This is a genomic window from Teredinibacter purpureus (assembly GCF_014217335.1).
GTDB classification, from domain to species: Bacteria; Pseudomonadota; Gammaproteobacteria; order Pseudomonadales; family Cellvibrionaceae; genus Teredinibacter; species Teredinibacter purpureus.
The window spans coordinates 4,509,946-4,534,753 of the sequence record NZ_CP060092.1 but is presented as its reverse complement, the minus strand read 5'-3'; the positions used below and the strand labels follow the sequence as shown (position 1 = coordinate 4,534,753).

General features: G+C 47.4%; 20 protein-coding genes. 10 read left to right on the top strand and 10 right to left on the bottom strand.

Annotation, left to right across the window (positions count from 1 at the left end; all coding sequences use genetic code 11):
• Positions 1-4: 4 nt before the first annotated feature.
• The 3 genes from H5647_RS20215 to gcvP form a co-directional block, all read right to left on the bottom strand.
• Positions 5-943: a type 2 periplasmic-binding domain-containing protein gene (locus H5647_RS20215; RefSeq protein ID WP_052692237.1), complete on the bottom strand. Its 939-nt coding sequence runs from the start codon at positions 941-943 to the stop codon at positions 5-7.
• A 146-nt stretch (positions 944-1,089) separates the two neighbouring features.
• Positions 1,090-1,461, bottom strand: a complete 372-nt coding sequence (locus H5647_RS20210) for a cupin domain-containing protein (RefSeq protein WP_045860804.1) — start codon at positions 1,459-1,461, stop codon at positions 1,090-1,092.
• A 35-nt stretch (positions 1,462-1,496) separates the two neighbouring features.
• Complete coding sequence (gene gcvP / locus H5647_RS20205; RefSeq protein WP_045860803.1) at positions 1,497-4,412, bottom strand: aminomethyl-transferring glycine dehydrogenase; 2,916 nt, start codon at positions 4,410-4,412, stop codon at positions 1,497-1,499.
• Positions 4,413-4,587: 175 nt separating this feature from the next.
• On the opposite strand from gcvP, the gene H5647_RS20200 reads away from it, so the two are divergent.
• Together H5647_RS20200 and H5647_RS20195 are read left to right on the top strand one after the other, a co-directional pair.
• Entirely contained in the window at positions 4,588-5,742 is a 1,155-nt protein-coding gene (locus H5647_RS20200; protein WP_045860802.1) for a CvpA family protein, read from the top strand.
• 51 nt (positions 5,743-5,793) lie between these two features.
• Entirely contained in the window at positions 5,794-6,342 is a 549-nt protein-coding gene (locus H5647_RS20195) for an NUDIX domain-containing protein (RefSeq protein WP_045860801.1), read from the top strand.
• Between the two features lie 520 nt (positions 6,343-6,862).
• Here H5647_RS20195 and H5647_RS20190 read toward each other — a convergent pair.
• From H5647_RS20190 to H5647_RS20170, 5 genes are all read right to left on the bottom strand, one after another.
• Positions 6,863-7,768 (bottom strand): diguanylate cyclase, encoded by a 906-nt coding sequence (locus H5647_RS20190; protein WP_045860800.1) that lies wholly within the window; start codon positions 7,766-7,768, stop codon positions 6,863-6,865.
• Between the two features lie 126 nt (positions 7,769-7,894).
• Positions 7,895-8,380 carry a hypothetical protein gene (locus H5647_RS20185; RefSeq protein ID WP_045860799.1) on the bottom strand — a complete coding sequence of 162 codons (486 nt, stop codon included), beginning with the start codon at positions 8,378-8,380 and terminating at the stop codon, positions 7,895-7,897.
• Positions 8,381-8,392: 12 nt separating this feature from the next.
• On the bottom strand, positions 8,393-8,605 hold the full coding sequence (locus H5647_RS20180) for a hypothetical protein (RefSeq protein WP_162926446.1): 213 nt from the start codon (positions 8,603-8,605) through the stop codon (positions 8,393-8,395).
• A 112-nt stretch (positions 8,606-8,717) separates the two neighbouring features.
• Positions 8,718-10,061: a ribonucleotide-diphosphate reductase subunit beta gene (locus H5647_RS20175; protein WP_045860798.1), complete on the bottom strand. Its 1,344-nt coding sequence runs from the start codon at positions 10,059-10,061 to the stop codon at positions 8,718-8,720.
• 122 nt (positions 10,062-10,183) lie between these two features.
• Entirely contained in the window at positions 10,184-13,066 is a 2,883-nt protein-coding gene (locus H5647_RS20170) for a ribonucleoside-diphosphate reductase subunit alpha (protein ID WP_045860797.1), read from the bottom strand.
• 762 nt (positions 13,067-13,828) lie between these two features.
• Between H5647_RS20170 and H5647_RS20165 the strand changes: the two genes are divergently transcribed.
• Positions 13,829-14,470, top strand: a complete 642-nt coding sequence (locus tag H5647_RS20165) for a hypothetical protein (protein ID WP_052692236.1) — start codon at positions 13,829-13,831, stop codon at positions 14,468-14,470.
• 33 nt (positions 14,471-14,503) lie between these two features.
• Here H5647_RS20165 and argF read toward each other — a convergent pair whose 3' ends face one another.
• Entirely contained in the window at positions 14,504-15,418 is a 915-nt protein-coding gene (gene argF, locus H5647_RS20160; RefSeq protein WP_045860796.1) for an ornithine carbamoyltransferase, read from the bottom strand.
• Positions 15,419-15,423: 5 nt separating this feature from the next.
• Positions 15,424-16,587 carry an acetylornithine transaminase gene (locus H5647_RS20155; protein WP_045860795.1) on the bottom strand — a complete coding sequence of 388 codons (1,164 nt, stop codon included), beginning with the start codon at positions 16,585-16,587 and terminating at the stop codon, positions 15,424-15,426.
• Between the two features lie 465 nt (positions 16,588-17,052).
• On the opposite strand from H5647_RS20155, the gene grxD reads away from it, so the two are divergent.
• From grxD to H5647_RS20120, 7 genes are all read left to right on the top strand, one after another.
• Positions 17,053-17,391, top strand: a complete 339-nt coding sequence (gene grxD, locus H5647_RS20150; protein ID WP_045860794.1) for a Grx4 family monothiol glutaredoxin — start codon at positions 17,053-17,055, stop codon at positions 17,389-17,391.
• 179 nt (positions 17,392-17,570) lie between these two features.
• On the top strand, positions 17,571-18,713 hold the full coding sequence (locus H5647_RS20145) for an endo-1,4-beta-xylanase (protein ID WP_045860793.1): 1,143 nt from the start codon (positions 17,571-17,573) through the stop codon (positions 18,711-18,713).
• A 275-nt stretch (positions 18,714-18,988) separates the two neighbouring features.
• A complete protein-coding gene (locus tag H5647_RS20140; protein ID WP_045860792.1) occupies positions 18,989-20,101 on the top strand; it encodes a toll/interleukin-1 receptor domain-containing protein in 1,113 nt (370 codons plus the stop codon).
• A 206-nt stretch (positions 20,102-20,307) separates the two neighbouring features.
• Complete coding sequence (locus H5647_RS20135; protein ID WP_045860791.1) at positions 20,308-21,786, top strand: alanine/glycine:cation symporter family protein; 1,479 nt, start codon at positions 20,308-20,310, stop codon at positions 21,784-21,786.
• Between the two features lie 179 nt (positions 21,787-21,965).
• Positions 21,966-22,379 carry a hypothetical protein gene (locus H5647_RS20130; protein WP_162926445.1) on the top strand — a complete coding sequence of 138 codons (414 nt, stop codon included), beginning with the start codon at positions 21,966-21,968 and terminating at the stop codon, positions 22,377-22,379.
• Between the two features lie 108 nt (positions 22,380-22,487).
• Positions 22,488-23,897, top strand: a complete 1,410-nt coding sequence (locus H5647_RS20125) for an RHS repeat domain-containing protein (RefSeq protein ID WP_045860789.1) — start codon at positions 22,488-22,490, stop codon at positions 23,895-23,897.
• Positions 23,898-23,957: 60 nt separating this feature from the next.
• Complete coding sequence (locus H5647_RS20120) at positions 23,958-24,212, top strand: hypothetical protein (RefSeq protein ID WP_045858332.1); 255 nt, start codon at positions 23,958-23,960, stop codon at positions 24,210-24,212.
• Positions 24,213-24,808: the final 596 nt, after the last annotated feature.

Below are 24,808 nucleotides of genomic sequence, written 5' to 3'. Positions count from 1 at the left end.
CGGGTTAATGGCGAGCGATAAACGCAGGTTGGTACCATAACTCGGGTCGATTTGGGACTGCGATATGCGGGTTATGCAAATGTATTATCGTGCGGGTATTCAGCGCTGCTTGTGCGATTAATGGGTCAAAGTAGCGACTAAAGAGTTCGTCGAACGAACCGTCTTTAATGGCGCTATTTAACCCTCGTTCAATGGCCTTGGCTAAATTAGGGTGCTGCTTGTTTACAAAGAAGTAATAGGCGGCGGGGTAGTGTAAGGCCAAATGTTTGTCTATTGTTAAGCTCTTATCGGTTAGCCCGTCATTTTCTCGCCAAATTTCTACCACCGAGCGTGGAAAGTAATCAATTCTCTTTTTGCTGAGCATTTTAAATAAGCTTTCCCAATTGCTAGACGTTATCAAAGGCAGCTCATTGGATTGTAAAATATTATTGTCTGGCCAGTCGTGGCCTTGCCCCGCCGTATAGCTTCTTAGTGCTAGCGCGGTATTCACCTCACTAAACAGTGCTTGGTCATCGCGTCGAATAAACATTAATCTCCAGCCAATTAGACCTTTAAATAACGGAATACGAATGGGGATAAGATTTGCCTCCCGTTCTTGTGATGTATTCAGCCAATGCACGTTGTAGTGGTTAAGCTGCAAGTGAATCTCGCTGCGTTTCTCGTTAAACAAGGTGATTTGTTTTTCAGGAATAATAACGAAGGAATCTCCCGATTTCTCCATGGCAAGGTGTAACATTTCGAGGAAATATCGATCAACATCTTGAAAATGGCGGATGTCGATAACGGGGTGAGTAAGCCGATAATGTTTGCAGACGCCCGAAGATGGGGCTGAGGCTAATGATGTATAGGCCAGCAGAGATAGTAAGCAGGTAGCAATACGTACTAAACCGCTAAGCCTGTTGAGCGTAGGAAGTTTGAGCACAGTAGAGTGGTGGATAGACATGCTCCAAAAGGTGCTGGCTGCGGAGCTACTTACGGAATGCTCGCAGCTTAACAATAATTATGTCTTAAGCTTAGCACGAGAGCCTCATTTTGCCATGGATGTGTAGTGGCGTAACATTTTAAACCGTAGGGTAGTGCTTTGTTTTGCTAGTTGTTGTGGATCGATTGGCTAGGAAATGACATTTCCATGATAAGGACATCGCCATCAGCAATAAAGGGCCCATGAACTTCGCCGGGCGGCCTGCTTGCATAGGTACCAGTTTCAAGCCATTGTTCAAAGGCTTGATCATAAACCCTACCCGATACAATAAATATTTCTTCTGGGTAATCATGGCTTTTAGCACCAAAACACTCTGTAGAGTAACCGTTTTTGAATTGGGTCAGCCGAGTGTAATCACCCGTAATAGGGTCTTCAGCAATCGTGAGCTCTAAAATATTTCCATTGGAACCATCAACGGCTTTCCATTGGCCCGAATGTGAAGTATCAAGTGGATTCCAATAGGTTTGCGTAGATTTCATTTTTTGCCTCTCGCTTAGGCCGCTAATGGCGAATATTACTCGCTTGAATAAGATTCTATTGTAGGGCACGAACAAATAAGATTTCGATCGCCGTACACGTTATCGATTCGGTTAACGCTGGGCCATACTTTGTGGTGTTTTAAGTAAGGCAAAGGCCGCGATGCTTCTTCGCGGCTGTAGGGATGGTCCCAGTTTGGATTGAATACGTCGTCGAGCGTATGGGGGGCGTTACACAACGGGTTGTTGTCTCGTGGTAGCTCACCATTTTGTACGCGTGCGACTTCTTGCCGAATCGCGATCATGGCATCACAGAACCGGTCTAATTCTGTTTGGCTTTCAGACTCTGTGGGCTCGATCATTAAAGTACCGGCAACGGGAAAGGACATGGTTGGTGCGTGAAAACCAAAATCCATTAATCGTTTGGCGATATCCTCTTCTGTAATACCCGAACTCTCTTTTAGTGGCCGTAAATCTAATAGGCATTCGTGTGCCACAAATCCATTTTTACCGGTATATAAAATGGGGTAATGTTCTTGCAGGCGGTTGGCAATGTAGTTTGCGTTAAGTATGGCGTACTCGGTTGCGAGCTTAACGCCTTGATTGCCCATCATGCGTACGTACATCCAGCTAATGGGTAAAATGCTGGCTGAGCCCCAAGGGGCTGCGGATATTGTACCGTTGCCTATTTCTGTGCCGGATATTGTTTGCAAGGGGTGGCTGGCCAAATAAGGGGCCAGGTGTTCTTTTACACCAATAGGGCCCATGCCAGGGCCGCCGCCGCCATGGGGAATGCAAAATGTTTTATGTAGGTTTAAGTGGGATACGTCGCCACCGAATTCACCCGGTGCGGCTAAGCCAACAAGGGCGTTCATGTTAGCCCCATCGATATATACCTGTGCGCCGACCGCATGAATAAGGCCACAAATTTCTTTAATGTTTTCTTCAAATACCCCATGTGTTGAGGGGTAGGTAATCATAATGGCCGCTATGCGGTCACCGAATTGTTCGATCTTTGCGTTTACGTCTGCAACATCCACATTGCCTTGCTCGTCGCATTTAGTGACGACCACTTGCATGGAGACCATTTGCGCAGAGGCAGGATTGGTGCCGTGTGCGGATTGCGGAATTAAACACACGTTACGTTGATGTTCGCCCTTGGCTTCAAAATATTTTTTAATGGCTACAAGGCCCGCATATTCACCTTGGGAACCCGCATTGGGCTGCAAGCTGATGGCATCGTAACCGGTACAGGCTTTTAGCATGTCTTGCAGCTGTTGGAATAGCGTGGCGTAACCTTGTGCTTGCTCCATTGGCGCGAAGGGGTGTAGTTCGCCAAACTCGGGCCATGTTACGGGAATCATTTCGGCCGTAGCATTAAGTTTCATCGTGCAGGAACCGAGCGGAATCATTGCGTGGTTGAGTGCAATATCTTTGGATTCCAAGCGTTTTAAATACCGTAGCATTTCTGTTTCCGAATGATACTGCTCGAATATTTCATGTTGCAGTGCTCTTTCATTGCGCTTCATTCGGGCCGGTATGGTACTGGCCTGCGCGGCTTTATTTTCAAGGTTAACGAAATCTAGGGGGGATGCGCCGCCGGCAAATACTGCCAGCAGGGCATCGATATCGTTGGCGTTTGTGCATTCATTTAAGCTAATGCCCAGCGCATTTTTTCCAATAAGGCGCATATTGATCTGGGCGTCGAGCGCACGCTGGTACAGTGCTGTTTGCTGGTCGCCTACCTCAATACACAGGGTATCGAAATAGTGCTGGTACCGTAATTTATAATTCAGTGATATTAAGCCTTGGGCTAATATTTTGGTGAGAAGGTGAATTCGTTTTCCAATGCGTTCAACACCTTCAGAGCCATGATACATCGCGTAAAAGGCACTCATTACGGCCAAAAGTACTTGAGACGTGCAAATATTGGAGTTAGCTTTTTCTCGACGAATATGTTGCTCTCGCGTTTGCATAGCCATACGCAATGCTGGTTTGCCGCGGCAGTCGATGGATACCCCAATGATGCGTCCGGGAGTGGAGCGCTTATATTTTTCTCGAAAGGCGAAAAAAGCCGCGTGTGGGCCACCGAACCCCATCGGGACGCCAAAGCGTTGGTTGCAGCCCACGACAATGTCGGCGCCTTGTTTGCCGGGCGCGTCGAGTAGCACAAGGCTCATAATGTCGGCGGCTATAATCGCAAGGGCGTCTTTGCTGTGGATAATATCGGTAAGTGGTGCAATATCGAGTAGTGCCCCGTCGGCACCGGGGTTTTGCAGTAATGCACCGAAGTACTCGTAATTGTCGAGTTCTGTCCGTGGGTCGCCAACAATAATGTTAAAACCAAAGTGCTCTGCACGGGTACGTAAAACGGCTAGTGTTTGAGGTAAGCATTGTTGGTCTACAAAAAAAGTATCGGATTTGTTTTTACGTGCAACGCGTTTGGCCATTGCCATGGCTTCGGCCGCAGCAGTGGCCTCGTCGAGCATAGAGGCGTTGGCTAATTCCATGCCCGTAAGTTCGGTGATCATTTGTTGGAAGTTTAATAGGCCTTCGAGTCGACCTTGGGCAATCTCGGGTTGGTAAGGTGTGTAGGCGGTATACCAGCCGGGGTTCTCCATGACATTTCGTAGGATGACAGGGGGTACGTAGGTACTGTGATAGCCAAGACCAATATAGTGTTTGAATAATTGGTTTTGCTGGGCGATGGTCTTTAATTCGGCCAACGCTTGTTGTTCGTTGAGCGGGTTGGCGAGCGATGCTGTTTGTTCGCTGCGGATAGCGGCGGGCACGGTTTTTTCGATGAGTTCGTCTAAGCTGCCAACATTGAGGCGTGCGAGCATGTCGCTGGTTTGCGATTTGTTAGGGCCGATATGTCGATGAATAAATTCCTTGTCGTAACGAAGGTTTTCGAGAGAATCGGTTTGCAAGTTGCGTTGCTCGGTATGCGGCATAAAAGGAATTCCGTACAATCGATATCAGGCACTGAAATCTGATGTTTTTTGGGTGGGGAGATAAGCGCGCAATATAGCAATTGTGCACCCCTATCAGCAATTGCCGAATAACTTTTCAATCACATAAGGAGCCTTTAATTAAATTTGAGGTTCCCTCATTAAGATTTTAGCGCTTATGTCATGGATTACCCCTCTTTTTATCGTATGGGTTGCGTATAACGCTTGGCGAGGTTACAAACGTGGGCTCGGATTAACCCTGTTATCTCTTGTGGGCCTCGCGGCTGCCTATTTTAGTTGTTATAGCTGGGGGCCTTTCGTTAGTTCGGAGCTGTCTGAGCGGGGCTGGCACCCGTTACTGGCTTACTGCGCCGCTTTTTTGGGTGTCTATCTTTTAGTGTATGTCATGGTAGCGGAGTTACCCAGCGTGATATTTGCGCGATGGTTGCGTGCGCAATGGGTATGGCCTGGTGCGGTATTAGGTATGGGGGTAGGTGTTGTTTCGGGCCTGATCTTTGTGTGGGTGATATCGTTAGTGGAAACAGCGTTAGTGTTGAATCGGCCTGAGGTTGCCGGTTCGATAAAGGTTAATAGGGTGGATATATCCAATGTGAGCGACCCAGTAAGTAAAGCCGCACGCGTATTCGTGGCGGAAGCGTCGCTTGTGGGCGCTCAGGCGTTAGGTATGGATATTGTTCAAGCGAGGCTTTTCGAGAGCTTTGTGCGTTCACCTCAACACGTTATTCAGCGTTTGGAGGCGTTAGGTCAATCGCAGGCTTTACGGGTTTTTGTGACTAATGGCGATGTGCAGCGGTATTTACATACGGGCAATCTTGAGGGCTTGGTTGAGAGTGGGCACTTTCAACAACTAATTACCCAACCAGAAATGGCTCCGTTTCGCGAACTGGCGTTAGAAGAAGTGCGCCGGCGCGATGAAAAGGCGACGTTGAAAATGGCCGATATTTATCTTGCTAGTCGATTGAGCCAAGCGTGGCGTCGTATGAATACTTTGCGAGAGCAGCCTGAGATCAAAGCGATTTTGGCGGATTCCGATGTTAAATCACTGATAGAGTCGCGTAATATTCCGGCCCTGTTAATGCATCCAAAAGTACAGGTTTTATTGGGGCGAGTGTTGGAGACTGACAATGATACGAGTGTAGATGGCCGCGCATACTCTTCGGGCTTACCTTCTTTTGAACAGCCCAGCATTGTTCCGACAGAGAAGGCCGTAGAGCCGCCGGCAGTTTTGTTTAAATGGCAAGATAGTGAAGGGCGCGTACACTATGGGGAATCGCCTCCCGATGATGTTGAGCCGCAGCGGCTCCGCTATTAATCGAGATTTTCTCGAGGGTAAATATGACGTTGATAATGTAAAGGGGTGTTCATGACGGTTAAAAAAGAGGGCGGTTGGCAGCAACTTAGCGTTGAGCCTGTGTACGAAAACCCTTGGATAAAAGTTACACATGAAGAGGTATTAACGCCCAGTGGGACACCCGGTATTTATGGGGTTGTTCATTTTAAAAATCGTGCGGTGGGAGTTATACCTATTGATGAACATGACAATACTTGGCTGGTACGCCAAAGCCGCTATGCACTCGATTGTTACACATGGGAAATTCCTGAGGGGGGCGCGCCTTATGGTGAGGATATGCAGCAGGCGGCAGCGCGAGAACTGGAAGAAGAAACGGGCTTGCGCGCGCGCGAATGGCGTGAATTGCTGACGCTTCATCAGTCCAACTCGGTCACTGATGAGATCGCAAAAGTTTACATCGCTGAGGGGTTATATGAGGGTAAACAGCAGTTGGAAGATACAGAAGATATTACCGTGCATAAAATGCCGCTTTCGCAAGCCATAGGTATGGTGAAATCTGGAGAGATAACTGATGCGCTATCGGTAGCGGGATTACTGCGCATTGCTTTAGATAGACTGTAGTGTTGTATTGACTTCGAGCCACCTAGGCGCGATTGATAAGGAATGAGCGCGGCATAATAAAAATGCGCCAATAGAGACGCGGTCACAACTCGAGCATTGCTGCTAAGTTGTGACCGCGTAATTAACCATTTAAAATGGTCGACTTCCTGTCGAAAATTCAAGTCCAGTCCCGTTAACTACCCCACCGGTCTTCTTCCTGAAGCACTCGGTTTTTTACACGTCTTCCCTGACCGTCCCTGACTTCCTACTTATTCACTTCCTGTGAATAAGGCGCTTCCGTTGACCGTCCTGGCCACTTGCACATCCGTGAATACATCCATGTTAGTGCGGTTGGTGCGCTTCCTTTGACCGTTCCTGGCCACCTGTCGCTTCCCTGTGTACGTCCTTGTTGATGAGTATTGTGCTGATTTGGGCCTTCCAACAATAGTGGCAAGGTTCGCTAGTGCGTGTAGGAGATTGACTATAGTGGTTGCGAGCAGGCGACGATTGACTCTGTAGCACTTTATTTAAACCCTTGTGGCTAGCAGGCTACAGAGCGATTTCGCCCAAGAGCCTTTGCTTGGTATAACAAGTTGTCGGCACGTTGTAATGTGTTGTCAAACCGTGTGTCGGTCTCCGCTATGGTTGTAACCCCAATACTGAGGGTGATCGAAAAGGCTTCCCCCGCTTCGGTAGAAATTTTTTGTTGTTCGCAATTTTGACGAATGCGCTCTGCTAATGCGAAGGCGCCTTCGAGATCTGCATCGGGACAGGTGAGGGCAAATTCCTCACCTCCCAAGCGCCCGAGAATATCGGATTCGCGGGTTGCTTCTCTACAGCAGTCCGTTAATACGCGCAAGGCGTGGTCACCAGCAGCATGGCCATAGGTGTCGTTAATGGCTTTGAAGAGGTCGACATCAATCATTAAAACCGACAGCGGTCGTCCGTAACGCAAAGACTTGGAAAACTCCGCCTCAGATAACGTAAAGAAATGTCGTCGGTTATAGCTATCGGTTAGAGGGTCTTGTGTGGCTAGGCGTTCAAGCTCTTCGTTTGCCTTTACCAAGGCTCGGCGAGCATTCACTAAGCGCAAGGCTGAGCGCATACGGGCTGACAGTACAGGGTATTCAATGGGCTTGGGGACAAAATCATGGGCGCCGAGATCTAGCGCGCGCACAATACTATTGTCTGATGTATTCGCCGACACCATGATGACCGGTATTTCTCGGGTAAGCTCGTTGGCTTTTAATTGTTCTAAGGTTTCGAGGCCGCTAATGCCGGGCATACGGATATCGAGCAGAATGATATCGGGCTCGGTTTTGGGTACTAACTCCAGGCATTCGCGCCCGCTGCTCGCAGACACGACTTCAAAACCTTCGTCTTCAAGTTCGAATGTGAGCAATACGATATTATCTTCAACATCGTCAACGACGAGTACTTTTGTCATGGGGGATAGGAGCTATTACGACGATTTGACCCAAGTATAGGATATGCGAGCACAATTGCTGACGGATACGAGTGTCAACGGAAAATTGTTCCTCGTTGTGGGCCCAGTTGTTCTACAGAAACTGGATTAATGACGAATAGAATGTAAGTAATCTAGCGCTATACACGCAAACGCGTGGGCATTGGCTAGAGAAAAAGGTGCGTGCAGCGGAACAAGCTTCGCGTTATGAATACCCACCGAAGACGTTGAGGCCGGCGCCGCTAGAAAAACTATTTTTCTAAAAAAATGGGTTAGGTGCTGAACCGAAGCGCATTCGAACGGGTGCGGTGAGTGACCCAACTGAATGAAGTATAAATCTACCCATGACTTTAACAACCAGCTGGGTGGGGAAGAGAGTTGTGGGTGTTTTGCGGTTAAGTCTGCACCTAATATGCGCAATGTGTTGACGAAATTTTTGTGTGCTCGGCTACGCGTGTTATTTTGTGTGAGAATCTCGTGTTGCGACGTTGATGATGGGGCCTGAGGGGGGTGTGCTCGCCCGACACGTAACTCAATGGCTGCCTGCATTGTGTTATTGAGTGGTTCAATTATTCTTCGTGGCTGAAAACTCATGGGGTGCTCCCCTTAATGCAATGTTTTGGGGATAGAGATCGAATCGTTGGTGTTGGCGGCGTTCAGTCGAGTTACGTGTTGCTGAAGTTTCAGCATTGCACGATTTAACGTTGACATTGAATGATTAAGTTCACTGATTGCTGCATTTATCTCTTTGACCGAAGTCGGTTCATCTGAGGTTGAATCAATTTTATTATTGTCATTGCAATAAGAACGTCGGGCCATGACCGGTACCTTATGAGTTAGAGTGCAAAAGGGTGAAGCTGGAGCAGGGGCTTTCTGTGTCTTGAGGTTTTTAACGTCTCGGCGCCCATCTAAATGGGCGCCGAGAGCGCAATTACCAGTTCAGCGCACCACCTGTTTGGTATTCAATTACTCGCGTTTCGAAAAAATTTTTCTCTTTGCGTAAATCCATTATTTCACTCATCCATGGGAATGGATTTTGCGCGCCGGTATAGGCTTCTGGCAGGCCCAGCTGCGCTAATCGGCGATTGGCAATAAAGTGCAGGTACTCTTCCATTGTGGCGGCGTTCATACCTAGCACGCCTCGAGGCATGGTGTCGCGAGCGTAAGCTATTTCCAGCTCGGTACCTTCGAGCACCATTTGGTTAACTTCCTGCTGGAAGCTCTCGGTCCAAAGGTGCGGGTTTTCGAGTTTAATTTGGTTGATAACATCGATGCCAAAATTAAGGTGCATGGATTCATCGCGCAAAATATATTGGAACTGCTCAGCGACACCGGTCATTTTGTTGCGGCGCCCCATGGAGAGTATTTGGGTAAAGCCACAGTAAAAGAATATACCTTCAGTGATGACATAAAAACCAATGAGGTTTCGCAATAACTCTTGATCAGTTTCTGGCGTTCCCGTGTTAAAGCTAGCTTTGCCAATGTCTTGTGTGTGCGCAATACTCCATGCTGCTTTTTTTGCTACAGAGGGTACTTCGCGATACATGTTAAATACTTCGCCTTCGTCCATGCCGAGTGACTCAATACAATATTGATACGCATGTGTATGAATGGCCTCTTCAAAGGCTTGACGCAATAAATATTGGCGAGCTTCTGGGTTGGTAATATGACGATAGATAGCGAGGACGAGGTTATTGGCAACGAGCGAATCAGCCGTTGAAAAGTAACCAAGCGAGCGCATAATAATGGTGCGTTCGTCGTCAGTCAGTCCTTCAGGGCTTTTCCATAAGGCAACGTCGGCCGTCATATTGACTTCTTGAGGCATCCAATGGTTTGCACAGCCATCCAAATATTTTTGCCATGCCCACTCATATTTAAAAGGTACAAGTTGATTTAAATCTGCTCGGCAATTGATCATACGCTTATCGTCAACTTCAATACGATTAGCGCCCATTTCAAGTTCTTCTAAACCGGGTGCAGGGTCTAAGTTGGCGATGGCCTGTTGGGCTTTTTCTACAGGGTTGCCTTCTGGCTTAAACGTGGCTGGTACCGTAGCGAGTGCTTCGGGCGCCGCCGATACAGGAGCGTTATTTTTTTCGGCGTTATAAGTTGCCAAGGGTTCGTTTACTGCGCCCGTTTCTTGTGCAACGTCCTTGTGGGGGGATGGTTCGGGGGTGATGTCGCTAGCGCTAGTACGTAACGAGTCGAGGGCAGACTGGTTAAGTGTTTGTGTGAGTGGTGCGGTATCGTCTGTGTAGTCGTCCCAACTTAACATGTGTAATGATCTCGTTAATGGTTTAATTTTTTAATAGGGTGTGCGTGATTGGAAGGAGTCTGCGGCGGGGGTCATAGCCCCCGCCTGTCAGACATTCCCAATGGTCCATTCGGGTCTCTGCGTTACTGGCAAGCTTCGCAGTCAGGGTCGTCCAGCGAGCAAGCTTGCGGTACAGCTGCCGCTGCGGCTGGTTCTGCAGAACCAGATGACACCGCGTTAAGCGAGTTGGTATCGATGGTGGATTTTTCAGTTGTAGTGGCGGCGAGTGCACGCAAGTAATAGGTCGTTTTTAACCCCCTGAACCACGCCATTCGGTAGGTGATATCAAGTTTTTTGCCGTTTGCACCGGCGATATAAAGGTTAAGGCTTTGCGCCTGGTCGATCCATTTTTGACGACGGCTAGCGGCGTCCACTATCCAGCGGGGTTCAACTTCAAAGGCTGTGGCATAAAGAAGCTTTAAATCATCGGGTATACGATCAATTTTTTGTACAGAACCTTCATAATATTTAAGATCGTTAACCATTACGGAATCCCAAAGGCCACGATCTTTTAAATCGTGCACAAGGTAGGGGTTTACAACGGTAAATTCACCAGAGAGGTTCGATTTTACGTAAAGATTTTGGTAGGTAGGCTCAATAGATTGAGATACGCCGGTAATATTGGCAATGGTCGCTGTGGGCGCTATGGCCATGACATTGGAGTTTCGCATGCCTTGGCTCTGAACCTTTGCTCGCAAGCTGTTCCAATCTAAGGTTGTCGAGCGATCTTGGTCAATAAATTGTTCGCCTCGGTTTTTCGCTAATAGCGCAATAGAATCGATAGGGAGTATGCCTTGGCTCCACAGGGAACCGTCAAATGTTGAGTAGGCGCCTCGTTCTTGGGCGAGCTGATTCGAGGCCGAAATGGCGTAGTAGCTTACAGCTTCCATAGATCTATCGGCGAATTCCACCGCGGCATCGCTACTGTAGGGAATGCGCATTTTGTAGAGGGCATCCTGAAAGCCCATTATGCCTAAACCGACGGGCCGATGGCGCATATTGGAGGTGCGCGCAGATTCCACCGAGTAGTAATTTATATCGATGACATTGTCTAGCATACGTACGGCGGTGTTAACGGATTGTTGCAGTTTTTCTTGGTTTAATTGGCCGTCTTCTATGTGTTGCGCAACGTTAATGGAACCCAAGTTACACACCGCGATTTCTTCATTGGCTTTTGTGTTGAGTGTGATTTCGGTACACAGGTTGGAAGAGTGAACGACGCCGGCATGTTGCTGCGGGCTGCGTATATTGCAAGGGTCTTTAAAGGTGATCCACGGGTGTCCCGTTTCGAATAGCATGCCGAGCATTTTTCGCCACAAGTCTAAGGCGCGCACTTTTTTGAAAGGTTTGATGTTGCCCGCTTCGGCTTCCTTCTCGTAATGGTTGTAGCGTTCTTCAAATGCCTGGCCAAATAAATCGTGTAGGTCTGGTACGGTACAGGGTGTAAACAGTGTCCAGTCTTTGTCTTCGAAAACACGCTTCATGAATAGATCGGGCACCCAATTAGCCGTGTTCATATCGTGCGTTCGGCGGCGATCGTCACCGGTATTTTTACGCAGGTCGAGAAATTCTTCTATATCTAAATGCCATGTTTCTAAGTAAGCGCAGACGGCACCTTTGCGCTTACCGCCTTGGTTAACGGCTACAGCGGTGTCGTTGGCAACTTTCAAAAAGGGCACCACACCCTGTGATTTTCCATTGGTACCTTTGATGTATGATCCCAGTGCTCGCACGGGAGTCCAGTCGTTGCCTAAACCTCCTGCCCATTTCGACAGCATGGCATTATCTTGAACGGCACCGTAGATGCCATGTAAGTCATCGGGAACGGTAGTGAGGTAACAGGAGCTAAGTTGTGGGCGTAAGGTGCCTGCGTTGAATAGCGTTGGTGTGGAGCTCATATAATCAAAGGAGGACAGTAGGCGATAAAACTCAACCGCACGTGCGTTTTTGTCATCTTCTCGTTCAGCAAGGCCCATCGCAATACGCATAAAGAATATTTGTGGCAACTCAATCCGGGTGTCGTCGCTGTGAATAAAATAGCGATCGTAAAGCGTTTGAAGGCCAAGGTACGTGAACTGCGCATCGCGTTCAGGGATAAGGGCTTTACCAAGTAAGTCTAAATCGTAATCGAGTAAGCCTGGCGCGAGTAGCTCAAGTTCAACCCCGCGTTTAATGTAGGCCGACAGCGCTTGCGGGTAAAATACGGCCATTTCGGCGAGCGTTGCTTGCGGTGCTATGTTCAAAAAATTGAGTGCTTCTGCACGCAATTTATCGAGCAGCAAGCGGGCGGTTGCTTGGCTGTAATTGGGTTCTTTTTCTACGAGCGTTCGTGCTGAAATAACCAATGACACATTGACGTCGTCGAGTGAAACTCCGTCATAAAGGTTACGCATGGCTTCGTTCAGAATCGCTTCTGAGTCGACACCTTTAAGGCCTGCACAGGCTTCAGTGACAACGGTTTGAATACGCAATACATCCAGCGGCGCACTAGAGCCGTCAGCGAGAGTGATATTGATTGCGGGATAATTAATGTTTGACTGCGATAGAATTTCTTTCGATTCACGTAATTTGGCGCGTTCTGCACGGTATAGCACGTAATCGCGCGCAACCTTGTGCTCGCCGGCACGCATCATTGTGAGTTCGACTTGATCTTGAATTTCTTCAATATGGATAGTGCCCCCAGAGGGCATGCGTCGCTTAAATGTAGCCGTAATTTGCGCGGTGAGGTTCGCGACGGTTTCATGTATTCGGCTAGACGCCGCGGCGGTACCACCTTCAACGGCGAGAAATGCCTTCGTAACAGCAATGGCAATTTTATCGTCGGTATAACTCACCAGAGTCCCATTTCGTTTTATGACGCGCAGTTGCCCAGGTGCAGTTGAGTTTACGCCGGTGTCGGCAGTACTTGTACTGATCGCAGGAGAGCTTTGCGGTGTTGCAGGGATCTGGTTTTCAGTGCTTTGCATATAAAATAAGCCCAGCTTTCCTTTTAAGGAAAACAGTTAGTTGTAGTAATTAAATGTGTATTGTTTCAGCTGTGTCTACAGTACTGCATCATTGCTACGTCGCTTAACGCAGGCGAACTACTGTTAAGCGACGTGTGAAATTTGTGTGCTGAGTACTGCGCTGCAGTCCTGTGTTATTCGCCCTGTATCCACGAGACGATGGTTGTATCGGACTGCTCCTTGCTAATTCACCGTTACCCCAAGCTCTAGCTGACGGGCCATTCCGCGTCATTGCTTGGCTGGCGTTTCAAATCAGCTAAATTTTAACCGTGTGCGCTAAGTATCCGTTAAGCGCGTGTTGGGTTTGATTTAGCTAAAAACACCATATGTTGGGGTTGTGAAAGAATTCAATACAAGATAATGCGGTTTTGACTATTTTGCAAGATTGAAACGCGAGTGTTTTCCTGTGGGTAATCCGTGGGTAACACGTGTGTAAAGGTGTGGATAAGTGAGCGCTAACCGTCCATGCCAAGCGGTATAAAGGCTGTGTTACCTTGAAATGTTCCGTCATAAAGTTGACTTAAATTTATAATATTTTCCTCTTAAAGGTGGATTCGCTTATAGCGGTGTGGCGACTTTCTGGGCAACTGTGAGATAGGTCACCTTTAGTGGTCTCGCAGAAAGTGCTGAAAAATGAGTTCAGCACGCGTTCATCTGCGCAAGCGCACACTGTTTGGCAACGGAATGAAGAACGTTTGAATTTACCTTTAAGGGGATGAGGATATGAACACGGTTTCAAGAGTCAGTATTTGTGGTGGGGTAGCGCTGGCGTTATCGGCATGCGGGGGTGAACATATCGATGTTTACGGTAGCGATCATGCCGCCCACTCAGTTTCTTATACCGCAGTGGAGGCGCCGAGCACCGTCGTGATAGAGCAAACCGTCATTGTGGTTTCGGAGCCGATTGAGCCGGCTCCCATTGTGATAACCGATACGGTCGATATTCCCCTATTAGAAACGTTTGATGTGGTGGATAGCTACGGCAACGATTCAGCGCTAATGACCATGCCGTTTCTTGCGATAAACCCCTTTATCGATGAAGGGTGGTTCGAAATTTATTGGTACGCACAGGCCTACACCGATTATTGGGTAGAATTTTATATTGGTGAAAGCGCGCTAATTGACGATGCAACGTATGTGGGTTCTGAACTTTGCGGGGAAGGATTGGCGTGCGATACGGATGGCATGCAGTTTTGCCAGTACACGTCAGATTTCTATGTTGCCTGTGAAACAGGCGAAAGTTATGTCGCGGATGTTGCGCCTCTTATTTATGTTATTCCACAAACGTTGCATGTCTTTGTCCAGGTTTGTTCTCTCGATTACACTTTTTGCGACGGTAGAGCACAGCTGGTGCAGTTTGAATAACGGTGGCCTTTAAAAAATGACTGCGAGAGCAGCCTATTGGCTGTTCTCGCGTAAGAAGCACATAAGGGCTTTTTGAGCGTGTAACCGGTTTTCGGCTTCATCCCATACCACGGAAATAGAGGTATCCTCCATCAGTTCATGGCTAACCTCTTCACCGCGATGGGCCGGTAAGCAATGCATGAATACAGCATCTGACTTGGCCAAGGACATAAGCTCATGGTTGACTTGGTAGCCCGTAAACTCACCTTCTCGAGCTTGCTGCTCTTCTTCTTGCCCCATGCTCGCCCACACATCGGTTACCACCCAGTCCGCATCTTTAACGGCCTCTTTAGGGTCTTGTATTATCGTAACGCGATCGGCATTTGCTTGTACGAGTTCAGGGGAGGGCTCATAACCTTCGGGGCATGCAATGCGCAGTTCAAAATCGCATAGGCGCGCCGCGTTTATATACGAGTGACACATATTATTGCCATCGCCAATCCACGTCACAATTTTGCCTTTTGGGCTGCCACGGTGCTCAACGTAAGTTTGGATATCGGCTAATAGCTGACAAGGGTGATAGCTATCGGTGAGCGCATTAATAACTGGGACTTTAGAGTACTGAGCAAAGCGCTCTATTTTTTCGTGTTCGAAAGTTCGAATCATAATCATATCGACCATTCGCGAGAGCACGCGCGCAGAGTCTTCGATAGGTTCTCCTCGGCCCAGTTGCGTATCGCGTGGTGATAAGAAAATAGCGCTGCCGCCGAATTGGGTCATGCCCGCCTCAAAGGATACTCGGGTGCGCGTAGAGGATTTTTCAAAAATCATACCTAGCACTTGGTTTTTAAAGGGTTCGTAGAGAGTTCCTTCTTTTAGCGCGGCTTTTTGTTGAATAGCGGTGTCTATGATGGAAGAAAGTTCGTCTGACGATAAATCGAGTAACGTTAAAAAATGTCGAATAGCCATAATGATTAAAACTCTTCAATGAGTTTGGCCACTGTATCTACAATGGTCTGAGCTTGCTCATTGGATATAATAAGTGGAGGTAAGAGGCGAATGGTGTTGCCGGCGGTAACGTTTAAGAGTACGTTCTGTGCTTTGGCAAGCTCAACGAGTTCGGCGCAATCACGATGGAGTTCAATGCCTATCATGAGGCCTTTACCGCGAATGTTTTTGACTTTTTCAGACGACGCTAATTTAGCGTTAAATGCTTCCAAAAAGAAAATGCCGAGCGCCGCTGCGCGCTCAATAAGGTTTTCGTTAACGAGAGTTTGTGTTGCCGCTAAGGCGGCGTTGCACACGAGAGGGTTACCACCAAAAGTAGAGCCGTGATTGCCCGGTTGTAAAATCTCAGCCGCTTTTCCTTTTGCTATGCAGGCCCCTATGGGCACGCCATTCCCCAGTCCTTTTGCCGTCGTGACAACATCGGGCAATATACCGTTATGTTGATAGGCGAAAAATTTTCCGGTGCGACCATTACCCGTTTGGATTTCATCCAAAATTAAGAGCCAGTCATTATCGTCACACAACGTTCTTAATTGATTCAAATAATCATCGGCGGGCACATTAACGCCGCCTTCTCCTTGAACTGGCTCAACCATAATCGCGACAGTGTTGGCGGTTGCTGCGCACTTAATTGCATCAATATCATTATAAACCACGTGAGTAAAACCGCTGACTAAAGGTTCGAAGCCGGCTTTGATTTTGGGGTTTCCGGTCGCGGATAGTGTCGCCATTGTGCGGCCATGGAAACTGTTTTCAGCGGTAATGACTTCCGGTTCCCCAATACCTTTTTGTTGGCCAAATTTACGAGCAATTTTTAACGCCGCTTCATTGGCTTCTGCACCCGAGTTGGAGAAAAATACTTTTTCCATGCCGGATAGCGTCACCAATAATTGGCCAAGTGCTTGTTGTGGCTCAATTAAGAATAGATTGGAGCAGTGCACCAATTTTTCGGCTTGTTCTGTAATAGCCTTGGTTACGGCTGGGTGATTATAGCCGAGGCCGCAAACAGCGATTCCAGAAAGTGCGTCCAAATAGCGGTTGCCCTCACTGTCCCACAAATAAGCACCCTCTCCTTTGATGAGGGTGGTTGTTCTTTCACCATATGTGTTCATAAGTGCGGACGCCGACATTTTGATACTCTCCAAAAACAAAACAGGCAGCGAAAGCTGCCTGAGTAAACGATCATTCTATAAACAAACACGCCATTTGTAAAATGATGATGACAGTGTATTTTTACGTGTTTAGGGTTAGATGCACGTTAAACAAAAAGGCAACACAAAGGGGAGAGGTTTAATCGATAAGTTGCGCGTGTTTTTTGTTCAAAGGCGCTTCATCGGGTTGGGTCCGTATGGTGAGAGCATAGTGGGAAATACTCGGCCTAATGTAACCGATTAGCCTTGCGCCATATTAATGGAGTGTAAGCATGGTGAGCATAAAAAGAAACTAACCGAATAGCGTTGATAGGCTGGAGTGAGTCGAGGTTGTGCCTATGCGACGAGCCGCTTAGCCGGCCAATTAGCAGTGGGAACCGCTCGGAGCCTGAGGTACAATACCTGACTAATTTCGTCGGTTAATGTAATAGAGGTCACACACCCATGGACGTCATGGAAACCATCAAAGGTCAGATTGAATCAAACGATATCATTTTATATATGAAAGGCTCTCCGAATGCACCGCAGTGTGGTTTTTCGATGAAAGCCTCTCAGGCGGTAATGGCTTGTGGTAAGCGATTTGCTTATGTCGATATCCTCTCGAATCCAGAAATTCGCCAAAACCTCCCTAAATATGCCAATTGGCCGACATTCCCGCAGTTGTGGGTGAAGGGCGAACTCGTTGGCGGCTGCGATATTATTCTCGAAATGCACGAAACGGGTGAATTAAAACCCATTATCGAAGCCGCAGCGCCCGATCCAGAAGACGACGCCGAATCTTAACGGTTCTTCAAGGTACGCCGTATTCATTCATAAATATTAATCGAAATATGCGGCTGTAGCCTTAGTTGCTCATTGTTCAGCCTGTGCTATCTGCGCAGGCTCATTCTCTGTTCCTTCCCTTTCTCTGCGCTATACTTTTTGCAATATTTTCCCGTTAAATTGAGGTAATACTAATCATCATGGCGATTTCTCGACGACAATTTTTTCTTCAGGCTACGGCGGCGTACGCTGCACTCCACTCCATTAAAGCGAATGCGTTGTCTACCGCGTTGGCTGAAACGGGGTTGAAGGATTTATATAAAGACGATTTCTATCTAGGGACGGCGATTGGAGCAAGTAAGCTCAAGGCCGGATCGCCTGACTTCTTAAAATTGGTGAGCCGAGAATTTAACGCGATTACGATGGAAAACGACATGAAATGGGAGCGTGTTAATCCTACCCCGGGGCAGTGGGAGTGGGATCTTCCCGATAAGTTTATGGCGTTCGGTGAACAACACGAAATGTATCGGCTGGGCCATGTATTGGTTTGGCATTCTCAGGTGCCGAGCTGGGTGTTTGAAAACGGCAAAGGAAAACCCGCAAGTCGAAAGGAATTGTTGGCGCGGATGAAAAACCACATCAATACCCTCGCAGGGCGTTATGCCGGCCAAATGAATGCCTGGGATGTCGTTAACGAGGCCGTTGATGAAGACAAGGGGTGGCGTAAGAGCCCTTGGTTCAACATTATCGGCGAAGATTTTATGGACTACGCCTTTAATTTTGCGCACGAGACGGATCCTAAAGCGCATTTACTTTACAACGATTACAATATGCAAAACCCTGCGAAACGTGAGTTTGTAGTGGACTATATCCGCAAGGCTAAAAAACGGGGCGTACCAATACAGGGCATTGGGTTGCAGGGGCATGTGGGGTTAGGTTTTCCCGATATCAAGGAGTTTGAAGCGAGTATTGAGGCCTATGCGGCAGAGGGTATGCGTGTTCATGTTACGGAGTTTGATGTTGACGTATTGCCTGTGGCATGGGAATTTATGGGTGCCGAAATATCCACAAATTTTGAATACTCAGATGAGTTAAACCCTTATGCGAAAGGCATGCCCGCCGCAATAGAACAGCAACTTAACGACCGATATGTTGAGTTTTTTAAATTATTTCTCAAGCATCGGGACAAAATTGAGCGAATTACGCTTTGGGGCACTGGCGATGGAGAATCATGGAAAAATGATTTCCCTGTTATTGGCCGTACTAACTACCCGTTGCTATTTGACCGAGAATACAAGCGTAAAGCCTGTTATAACGCCGTCGCTGCATTAAAACAAGGGTGAACACACCTTTTTAACGCGTTAATGTATTTACAAGAATAGTCGCCAAACCGGAGCAGTCTTTTTCTCCGGTTTTTTTTGGCCGCTATTTTAGTAGGCTTTTATGTGGCCGAGCATCACGGTTAACGTGTGCATTCTTTGTGGGCGGCGCGGCCACGCGGTATGTCTTTGTTTAGAATTAACTAGCGCTATTGAATGAAAAATGATGTGCGCCAGTTAGCATGCTAGACAATATTTGAATGTCCGTTTATTCTCTTTGCGTCAATAAGGAGGTGGATATGTCGCAGGTATTTCTCAGTTATTCTCGTAAGAATTTAGAAGACGTTTTAAGGATACGCCAAGCTTTGGAGCGACGCGGAATCGATGTATGGATTGACCAAGATGATATTGGTACCGGTTCTCGTTGGGACGTTCAAATCGAAGAGGGTATTCAGAAAAGTCGAGTTGTTGTTGTTATTTTGTCTGACGCTTCCGTCGCGTCCTCAAATGTTGGAGACGAATGGAGTTTTGCGATAGAAAACGATAAGCATATTATTCCCGTGTTGTTGCATGAATGTAATGTCCCCATGCGTATTGCGAGTTTACAGCGCATTGAGTTTACGGATAGTTTTGAAAAGGGAATAGGGCGTTTGGTTGAATCTATTCTCGATGACAAGACCGTGGCACGCAAAGCAGAGAAACGACGTCGTTCATTTCAGCCACACAAGGTATTGGCGTTGGCCAAAGTTGCTGCGCTCATAGCGATAGTGCTGGGTGGAGGTTATGGCGGGTACACTACCTATCAAAACCATTGGTCTCACGTTGTGTTAGATGAAGCGTTGATAGGTCAGCCGCGCGAAATTGTTGAGTCTAAACTCAGCGATCAGTTTGTGTCCGTAGACATGATTTATATTGAGCATGTCGCGGGTAAAGCCGGTACTGTGTTTAAACTGACGCCTGCGGCAAACACATCGATTAAGCGTTTTAGTGATGTAGCTTTGCATGTCGTGGCCAATAAAATTGAAGTGCCCAATGTTATGAGTCAAACGGAAGCGCAAGCGGTGGAACAGTTAGAAGCGCTAGGGTTAGTGGTGAGCCTTAGTCGCGAAGCGAATGCTGATGTTGAGGTGGGGCATGTCTTTAGTATGAGCCCTGAGAGCGGCAGCACGCTTACCATGGGAGCCAAAATAGAAATAATAATCGCTGAGCAAGGCGGTTGGATCTATCTCGAAAAAGGACGTGTGGGTGAAATAGTCACTCTAGACAGCGGCTTCAAACTACGCAGAACAACTGACTCTTCTACGGATAACAATATTGTTGATCGTTTAAGGAAGGGGACCCCAGTTAAAATTGATGAGGCCTTTGAAAATGGATGGCGTCGTGTTCGTGTGATCAACGCAGCCGACGTGTAAGACACTCTTCCATACGTCTCTTCTACGTTTTAGGTGTTGGGCTACTGCTTTTTAAGAGTACGTAGCCATTCGCTCCCCGCTCACTTTATTCTGTTCTGCTTGCACCGGCATTGAATTTTCCCGTTATCCCCGTTTATAGTGTCCCAATCCTTTTGCCCGTCGTTTTTGAGACAGGTAAACACCTTAATTCTTGTAGGGAGTGCTTTGTGGAAGCAGCGGTTAACGTTATTAATTCGATCATTTGGAGCCGGGCTTTAATTTATTTATGCTTAGGCGCAGGCCTGTTTTACTCCATCCTTACGCGCTTCGTGCAAGTACGACTATTTTCTGAAATGTGGGCATTACTACTGTCGGGCAAAAGCTCGGCGCAGGGCATTTCGTCTTTTCAGGCCTTAACTGTATCGCTTTCGGGGAGAGTGGGTACCGGTAATATCGCCGGTGTTGCGGCCGCTATTGGGTTTGGTGGCCCAGGAGCCATTTTTTGGATGTGGGTTGTGGCGTTTTTGGGGGCTGCTACTGCTTTCGCAGAATCGACGCTTGCCCAAATTTATAAAGAGGAGCATGGCGGCCAGTATCGTGGCGGCCCTGCATTTTATATCGAAAAAGCCATGGGACAAAAATGGTACGCATGGATATTCGCGGTGTCGACAATCATTGCCTGTGGGTTTCTATTGCCCGGCGTACAAGCGAACAGCATTAGTAAAGCGGCAGCAATGGCCTTTGGCTCAGGTGATATCATTCAAACCAGTTTTGGTGCGTTAAGCCAAGCGCAAATTATTAGCGGTACCGTTGTTGTGTTGGCATTAGGGTTTATTATTTTCGGTGGAGTTAAACGCATTGCGCATTTTGCGCAGGTGGTTGTTCCCTTTATGGCACTTGCCTATATTTTAATTGCGTTAGTGGTCGTATTTTTAAATATAAGTGAGTTACCGCGTATTATAGGAATGATATTGGGAGATGCCTTTACTCCCATGGCGGGTGTTGGTGCCGCGATTGGGTGGGGGGTAAAACGGGGTGTCTACTCCAATGAGGCCGGACAAGGTACAGGGCCACATGCGGCTGCAGCGGCAGAAGTGCAACACCCAGCGCAGCAGGGTTTGGTACAGGCTTTTTCAGTGTACTTTGATACGCTTTTTATCTGCACCGCTACGGCTTTTATGATTCTTATTACGGGTGCTTACAATGTACACGGTGACGGCGCACTTCTTATTCAAAATATAGGCGCGGATATACCGGCGAACGGCCCTGCGTTTACTCAAATGGCGATTGAGAGTGTGATGCCCGGTGTTGGCAATCCGTTTGTTGCTATAGCCTTATTTTTCTTCTCGTTTACCACAATATTGGCGTACTACTACATTGCAGAGACAAACGTTGCCTATGTTAACCGCGTGTTTCATATTCCGGGGTTAACGTTTGCGCTTAAGTTATTGTTAATGGGTGCAACGTTTTATGGCGCTATCAAGACGGCTAATCTTGCGTGGGGGCTGGGTGATATTGGCGTTGGATTAATGGCTTGGCTGAATATTGTTGGCATTATTATTATATTTTTTATGGCCAAGCCTGCATTAAAAGCGCTGAAAGATTATGAAGAACAGAAGAAAAGTGGTGTAGAAAAATATTCGTTTGACCCTGAACAGTTGGGGATCAAAAATGCTGATTTTTGGGTCGGTAAAAACAAACAATAATGTAGGAAATTCAAAATAAAAAAAGCGGCAATTAAGCCGCTTTTTTTATAGCAAAAAACCTAAAGCTTTAATGCCGTCTAGGTTCCGTATTTTCCGGTAAAAACGGCGTTCGCCATTACTATGAAATTCAGGAAACCGACGCCCGTGGTAATGTAACGCAAGCCGTGTTACGTGAAGGCGTGATAACCACCAACGCCACCTACAATGCGCGAACGGGCAGGGTGGAAAATATAACGGCCAGCAACCTCTATGGCACAGCCGTTGGCAATCCCATACAAAACCTGAATGTGCGCTGGAGCACAGTGGGCAATGTGGTATACCGGGAGGAAACCGGCTGGGGAGAACGCGTAGACAGGCCGCAAAACATTAAGGAGCAGTTCCAATACGATAACCTCAATCGTCTCCGGTACTACACACTAAGCGGCGATGCGAGCGGAACTCAGGAAGTTACCTACAATGCCATTGGCAACATCCTCAGCAAAACAGACGTTGCCGGGGGCGCGCAATACAGCTACGGAACAGGCAACACTAGCGCCGCCAACGATGCCGGCCCCCATGCTGTCACGGCGATAGGCAATGTTAGCTACCGGTAGGACAACAACGGTAATCTGCTATATGAAAGGGAAAATAACGAAGTTAAACGTAGCTTTAGCTACACCCTTGCAGACCAGATAAGCCAAATCAGCACCTCTGCCGGAAGGGTGCAATTCAGCTATGGTCCGGACAGGCAGCGCTTTAAGCGGGTCGATACCACTGCGGGTAATAAAACCACCACCACCCTGTACCTGGGAGGTACAGAAAAAATCTATTACAGCGATGCGGTTGAGTGGAAGCGGACAATAGGTGGCATTGCACAAGTCACCCACACGCTGGATCTTACCGAAACCTCCGAACAAGACCAGCAGCTCCACTTCCTGCTGCGTGATCACCTCGGGTCTATCACCCATATTGTTGATCAGTTCGGGCTGCCGGTGCAGAGCATGGCCTTCGACCCCTGGGGTAAGCGCAGAAATGCAAGCGACTGGGCAGCGTTAGAAGAAGGGGGACTGAACAGTTTTGCCAAGGCCGCCAAGCCCATCACCTCCCGCGGGTTTACTGGGCATGAAATGATTGATGGCGCCGACATTATTCACATGAACGGGCGCATCTACGACAGCCACCTGGCAAGGTTTGTTCAGGCCGACCCGATCATACAGGCGCCAGAAGTACTGGGCAGCTTGAACCGTTATTCGTATGTGTGGAACAATCCGCTAAACATGACCGACCCGAGTGGATATATGGGGTGTCGTGTGCCACCGGATATGCAACGGGCGATGCCGATATATGACGTGTATAGCGAATCTTCAAGCGGGTATGATGTCACCCTGACTTATGACGATGGTTCTCCACAAACCTTCTTTTTGTCTGATTCATTTGTTGATTCGGCTACTGGTGAAGTGGACCTGGGCTGGGCCGATGCGGTGGTTGATGCTTCTGGGGGGAGGTTTGGTAGAAACGTTACGGGGTATTTTAACGAACAGGGCGAGCCCTTATTGGCTTCGGATAATGGGCCAAGTGGAAATTTGGTGGAAGATCCGACGCTGAAGTCGGCGTTGGAGGTTGTGGAGGGTGAGGTTGCACAAAAGGGAAAATTTGAACCAGTTGTTGATACAAGTATACCGTTTGCTACGGAAGAAGGCGCAATGAGGGCGTTAGATACTGTAGTTCAAAACGAATACAATAAAACAAACGGCCAATACGAATATATGGGATTTGTTGTTAAAAATAGTGATGGGCAATATTTTATGACTGATGTAGGGACAACTAATGATGCGTATGGGGTAACGTTTAATCCGACCAAAGTTTATCAAGCGGGTTATACCGTTGAGGTAATTCATCATCACCACACGGCGACTGCAATATTTTCACCCGCTGACATAAGTGTTTCTGGTGATCCTATCTATCTTCGGGCTTTCCCCAATATGAGAGTAACTTTAAGGTATCAAAATGAACTTCGATTTTATCAATCCGGGGCGGGAATGAAAACTTTAAGCAGAACGCGGGCGCAGTCCTTGGGTGTTCAGCCGGGCTCGTCACGTGGTCAGTCTTGTGAAAAATATAAGTGTTATTAAAAAGCCTGTACATGGACTTGCCCAATTGAGCAATTGGTGTAATTTTATTGTGGATAATTTATGAAAATTTTCGTGATCTATTTTTTTACTGTTTTTATTTTGTATTCTTCTCCATCGTTTTCATTGCCTGACGCGTGTGCGAAATACGTAAACGATTTTGTCCAAACAATGGAGAAAGACAGTGTTCGTTTAGAAACAACAAAGGACCGAAAAGAGTGGATTTATAAGGAATTGCAGCGAATAAAGCAACTACGTGAAAAATTACCGGATTGTGATGTAAAGCATAAGTTGGAATTACCAGATAGCCACACCTGAGACAACAATAATAGTAAAGGACAACTTTGTGCACATAAGGAGACCTCCCTTTACGGCGAGTTCAAAGATTTAGAAGGCTTTTATGAGCACCTCGCCGAAAGTAACCCTGTTGAGCTTGCAGCAGCACCAAATAATCGGACAGCCACGTTAAGTGAAAAACAATCAGTTTAGTTGTGGTTTTTATTAAACCCATCACGCCATAGGCGCTATTTCATCACCAAATAATCGGACAGCCACGTTAAGTGAAAAACAATCAGTTTAGTTGTGGTTTTTATTAAACCCATCACGCCATAGGCGCTATTTCATTACTGTTTGTTTTTGGCGTGAAATATTTGATTTTTCTGAATTTCAGACGAGTCTAGCCGCTCTCTAGGTTCGAGAAAGGTAGGGTTTATTGCCGGATGGGGTGTTAGTGGAAAATGGCTTCGCAATTCGCGAAGGCCGGTCTTCTTTTCAATCCTAGAACTTTGGCAGCGAGCATGAGTTTTGCTTTGCAGCCGACTAAGCTTTTGAATGTGGATTCGAATTGGGTGGTGAGTGTGAGCCATTCGCGGCTGGTTATATTCAATCGCTCTAGAATGGGTGGCAAGTTGTTG

Coding starts and splice junctions, on each gene's coding strand:
- H5647_RS20180 (WP_162926446.1), bottom strand. CDS start 8,605: ATGGCCCGACGTTCTTATTGCAATGACAATAATAAAATTGATTCAACC.
- H5647_RS20175 (WP_045860798.1), bottom strand. CDS start 10,061: ATGTTAAGTTGGGACGACTACACAGACGATACCGCACCACTCACACAA.
- H5647_RS20195 (WP_045860801.1), top strand. CDS start 5,794: ATGACGGTTAAAAAAGAGGGCGGTTGGCAGCAACTTAGCGTTGAGCCT.
- H5647_RS20200 (WP_045860802.1), top strand. CDS start 4,588: ATGTCATGGATTACCCCTCTTTTTATCGTATGGGTTGCGTATAACGCT.
- H5647_RS20190 (WP_045860800.1), bottom strand. CDS start 7,768: ATGACAAAAGTACTCGTCGTTGACGATGTTGAAGATAATATCGTATTG.
- H5647_RS20145 (WP_045860793.1), top strand. CDS start 17,571: ATGGCGATTTCTCGACGACAATTTTTTCTTCAGGCTACGGCGGCGTAC.
- H5647_RS20215 (WP_052692237.1), bottom strand. CDS start 943: ATGTCTATCCACCACTCTACTGTGCTCAAACTTCCTACGCTCAACAGG.
- grxD (WP_045860794.1), top strand. CDS start 17,053: ATGGACGTCATGGAAACCATCAAAGGTCAGATTGAATCAAACGATATC.
- H5647_RS20170 (WP_045860797.1), bottom strand. CDS start 13,066: ATGCAAAGCACTGAAAACCAGATCCCTGCAACACCGCAAAGCTCTCCT.
- argF (WP_045860796.1), bottom strand. CDS start 15,418: ATGGCTATTCGACATTTTTTAACGTTACTCGATTTATCGTCAGACGAA.
- gcvP (WP_045860803.1), bottom strand. CDS start 4,412: ATGCCGCATACCGAGCAACGCAACTTGCAAACCGATTCTCTCGAAAAC.
- H5647_RS20185 (WP_045860799.1), bottom strand. CDS start 8,380: ATGAGTTTTCAGCCACGAAGAATAATTGAACCACTCAATAACACAATG.
- H5647_RS20140 (WP_045860792.1), top strand. CDS start 18,989: ATGTCGCAGGTATTTCTCAGTTATTCTCGTAAGAATTTAGAAGACGTT.
- H5647_RS20210 (WP_045860804.1), bottom strand. CDS start 1,461: ATGAAATCTACGCAAACCTATTGGAATCCACTTGATACTTCACATTCG.
- H5647_RS20165 (WP_052692236.1), top strand. CDS start 13,829: ATGAACACGGTTTCAAGAGTCAGTATTTGTGGTGGGGTAGCGCTGGCG.
- H5647_RS20155 (WP_045860795.1), bottom strand. CDS start 16,587: ATGTCGGCGTCCGCACTTATGAACACATATGGTGAAAGAACAACCACC.
- H5647_RS20120 (WP_045858332.1), top strand. CDS start 23,958: ATGAAAATTTTCGTGATCTATTTTTTTACTGTTTTTATTTTGTATTCT.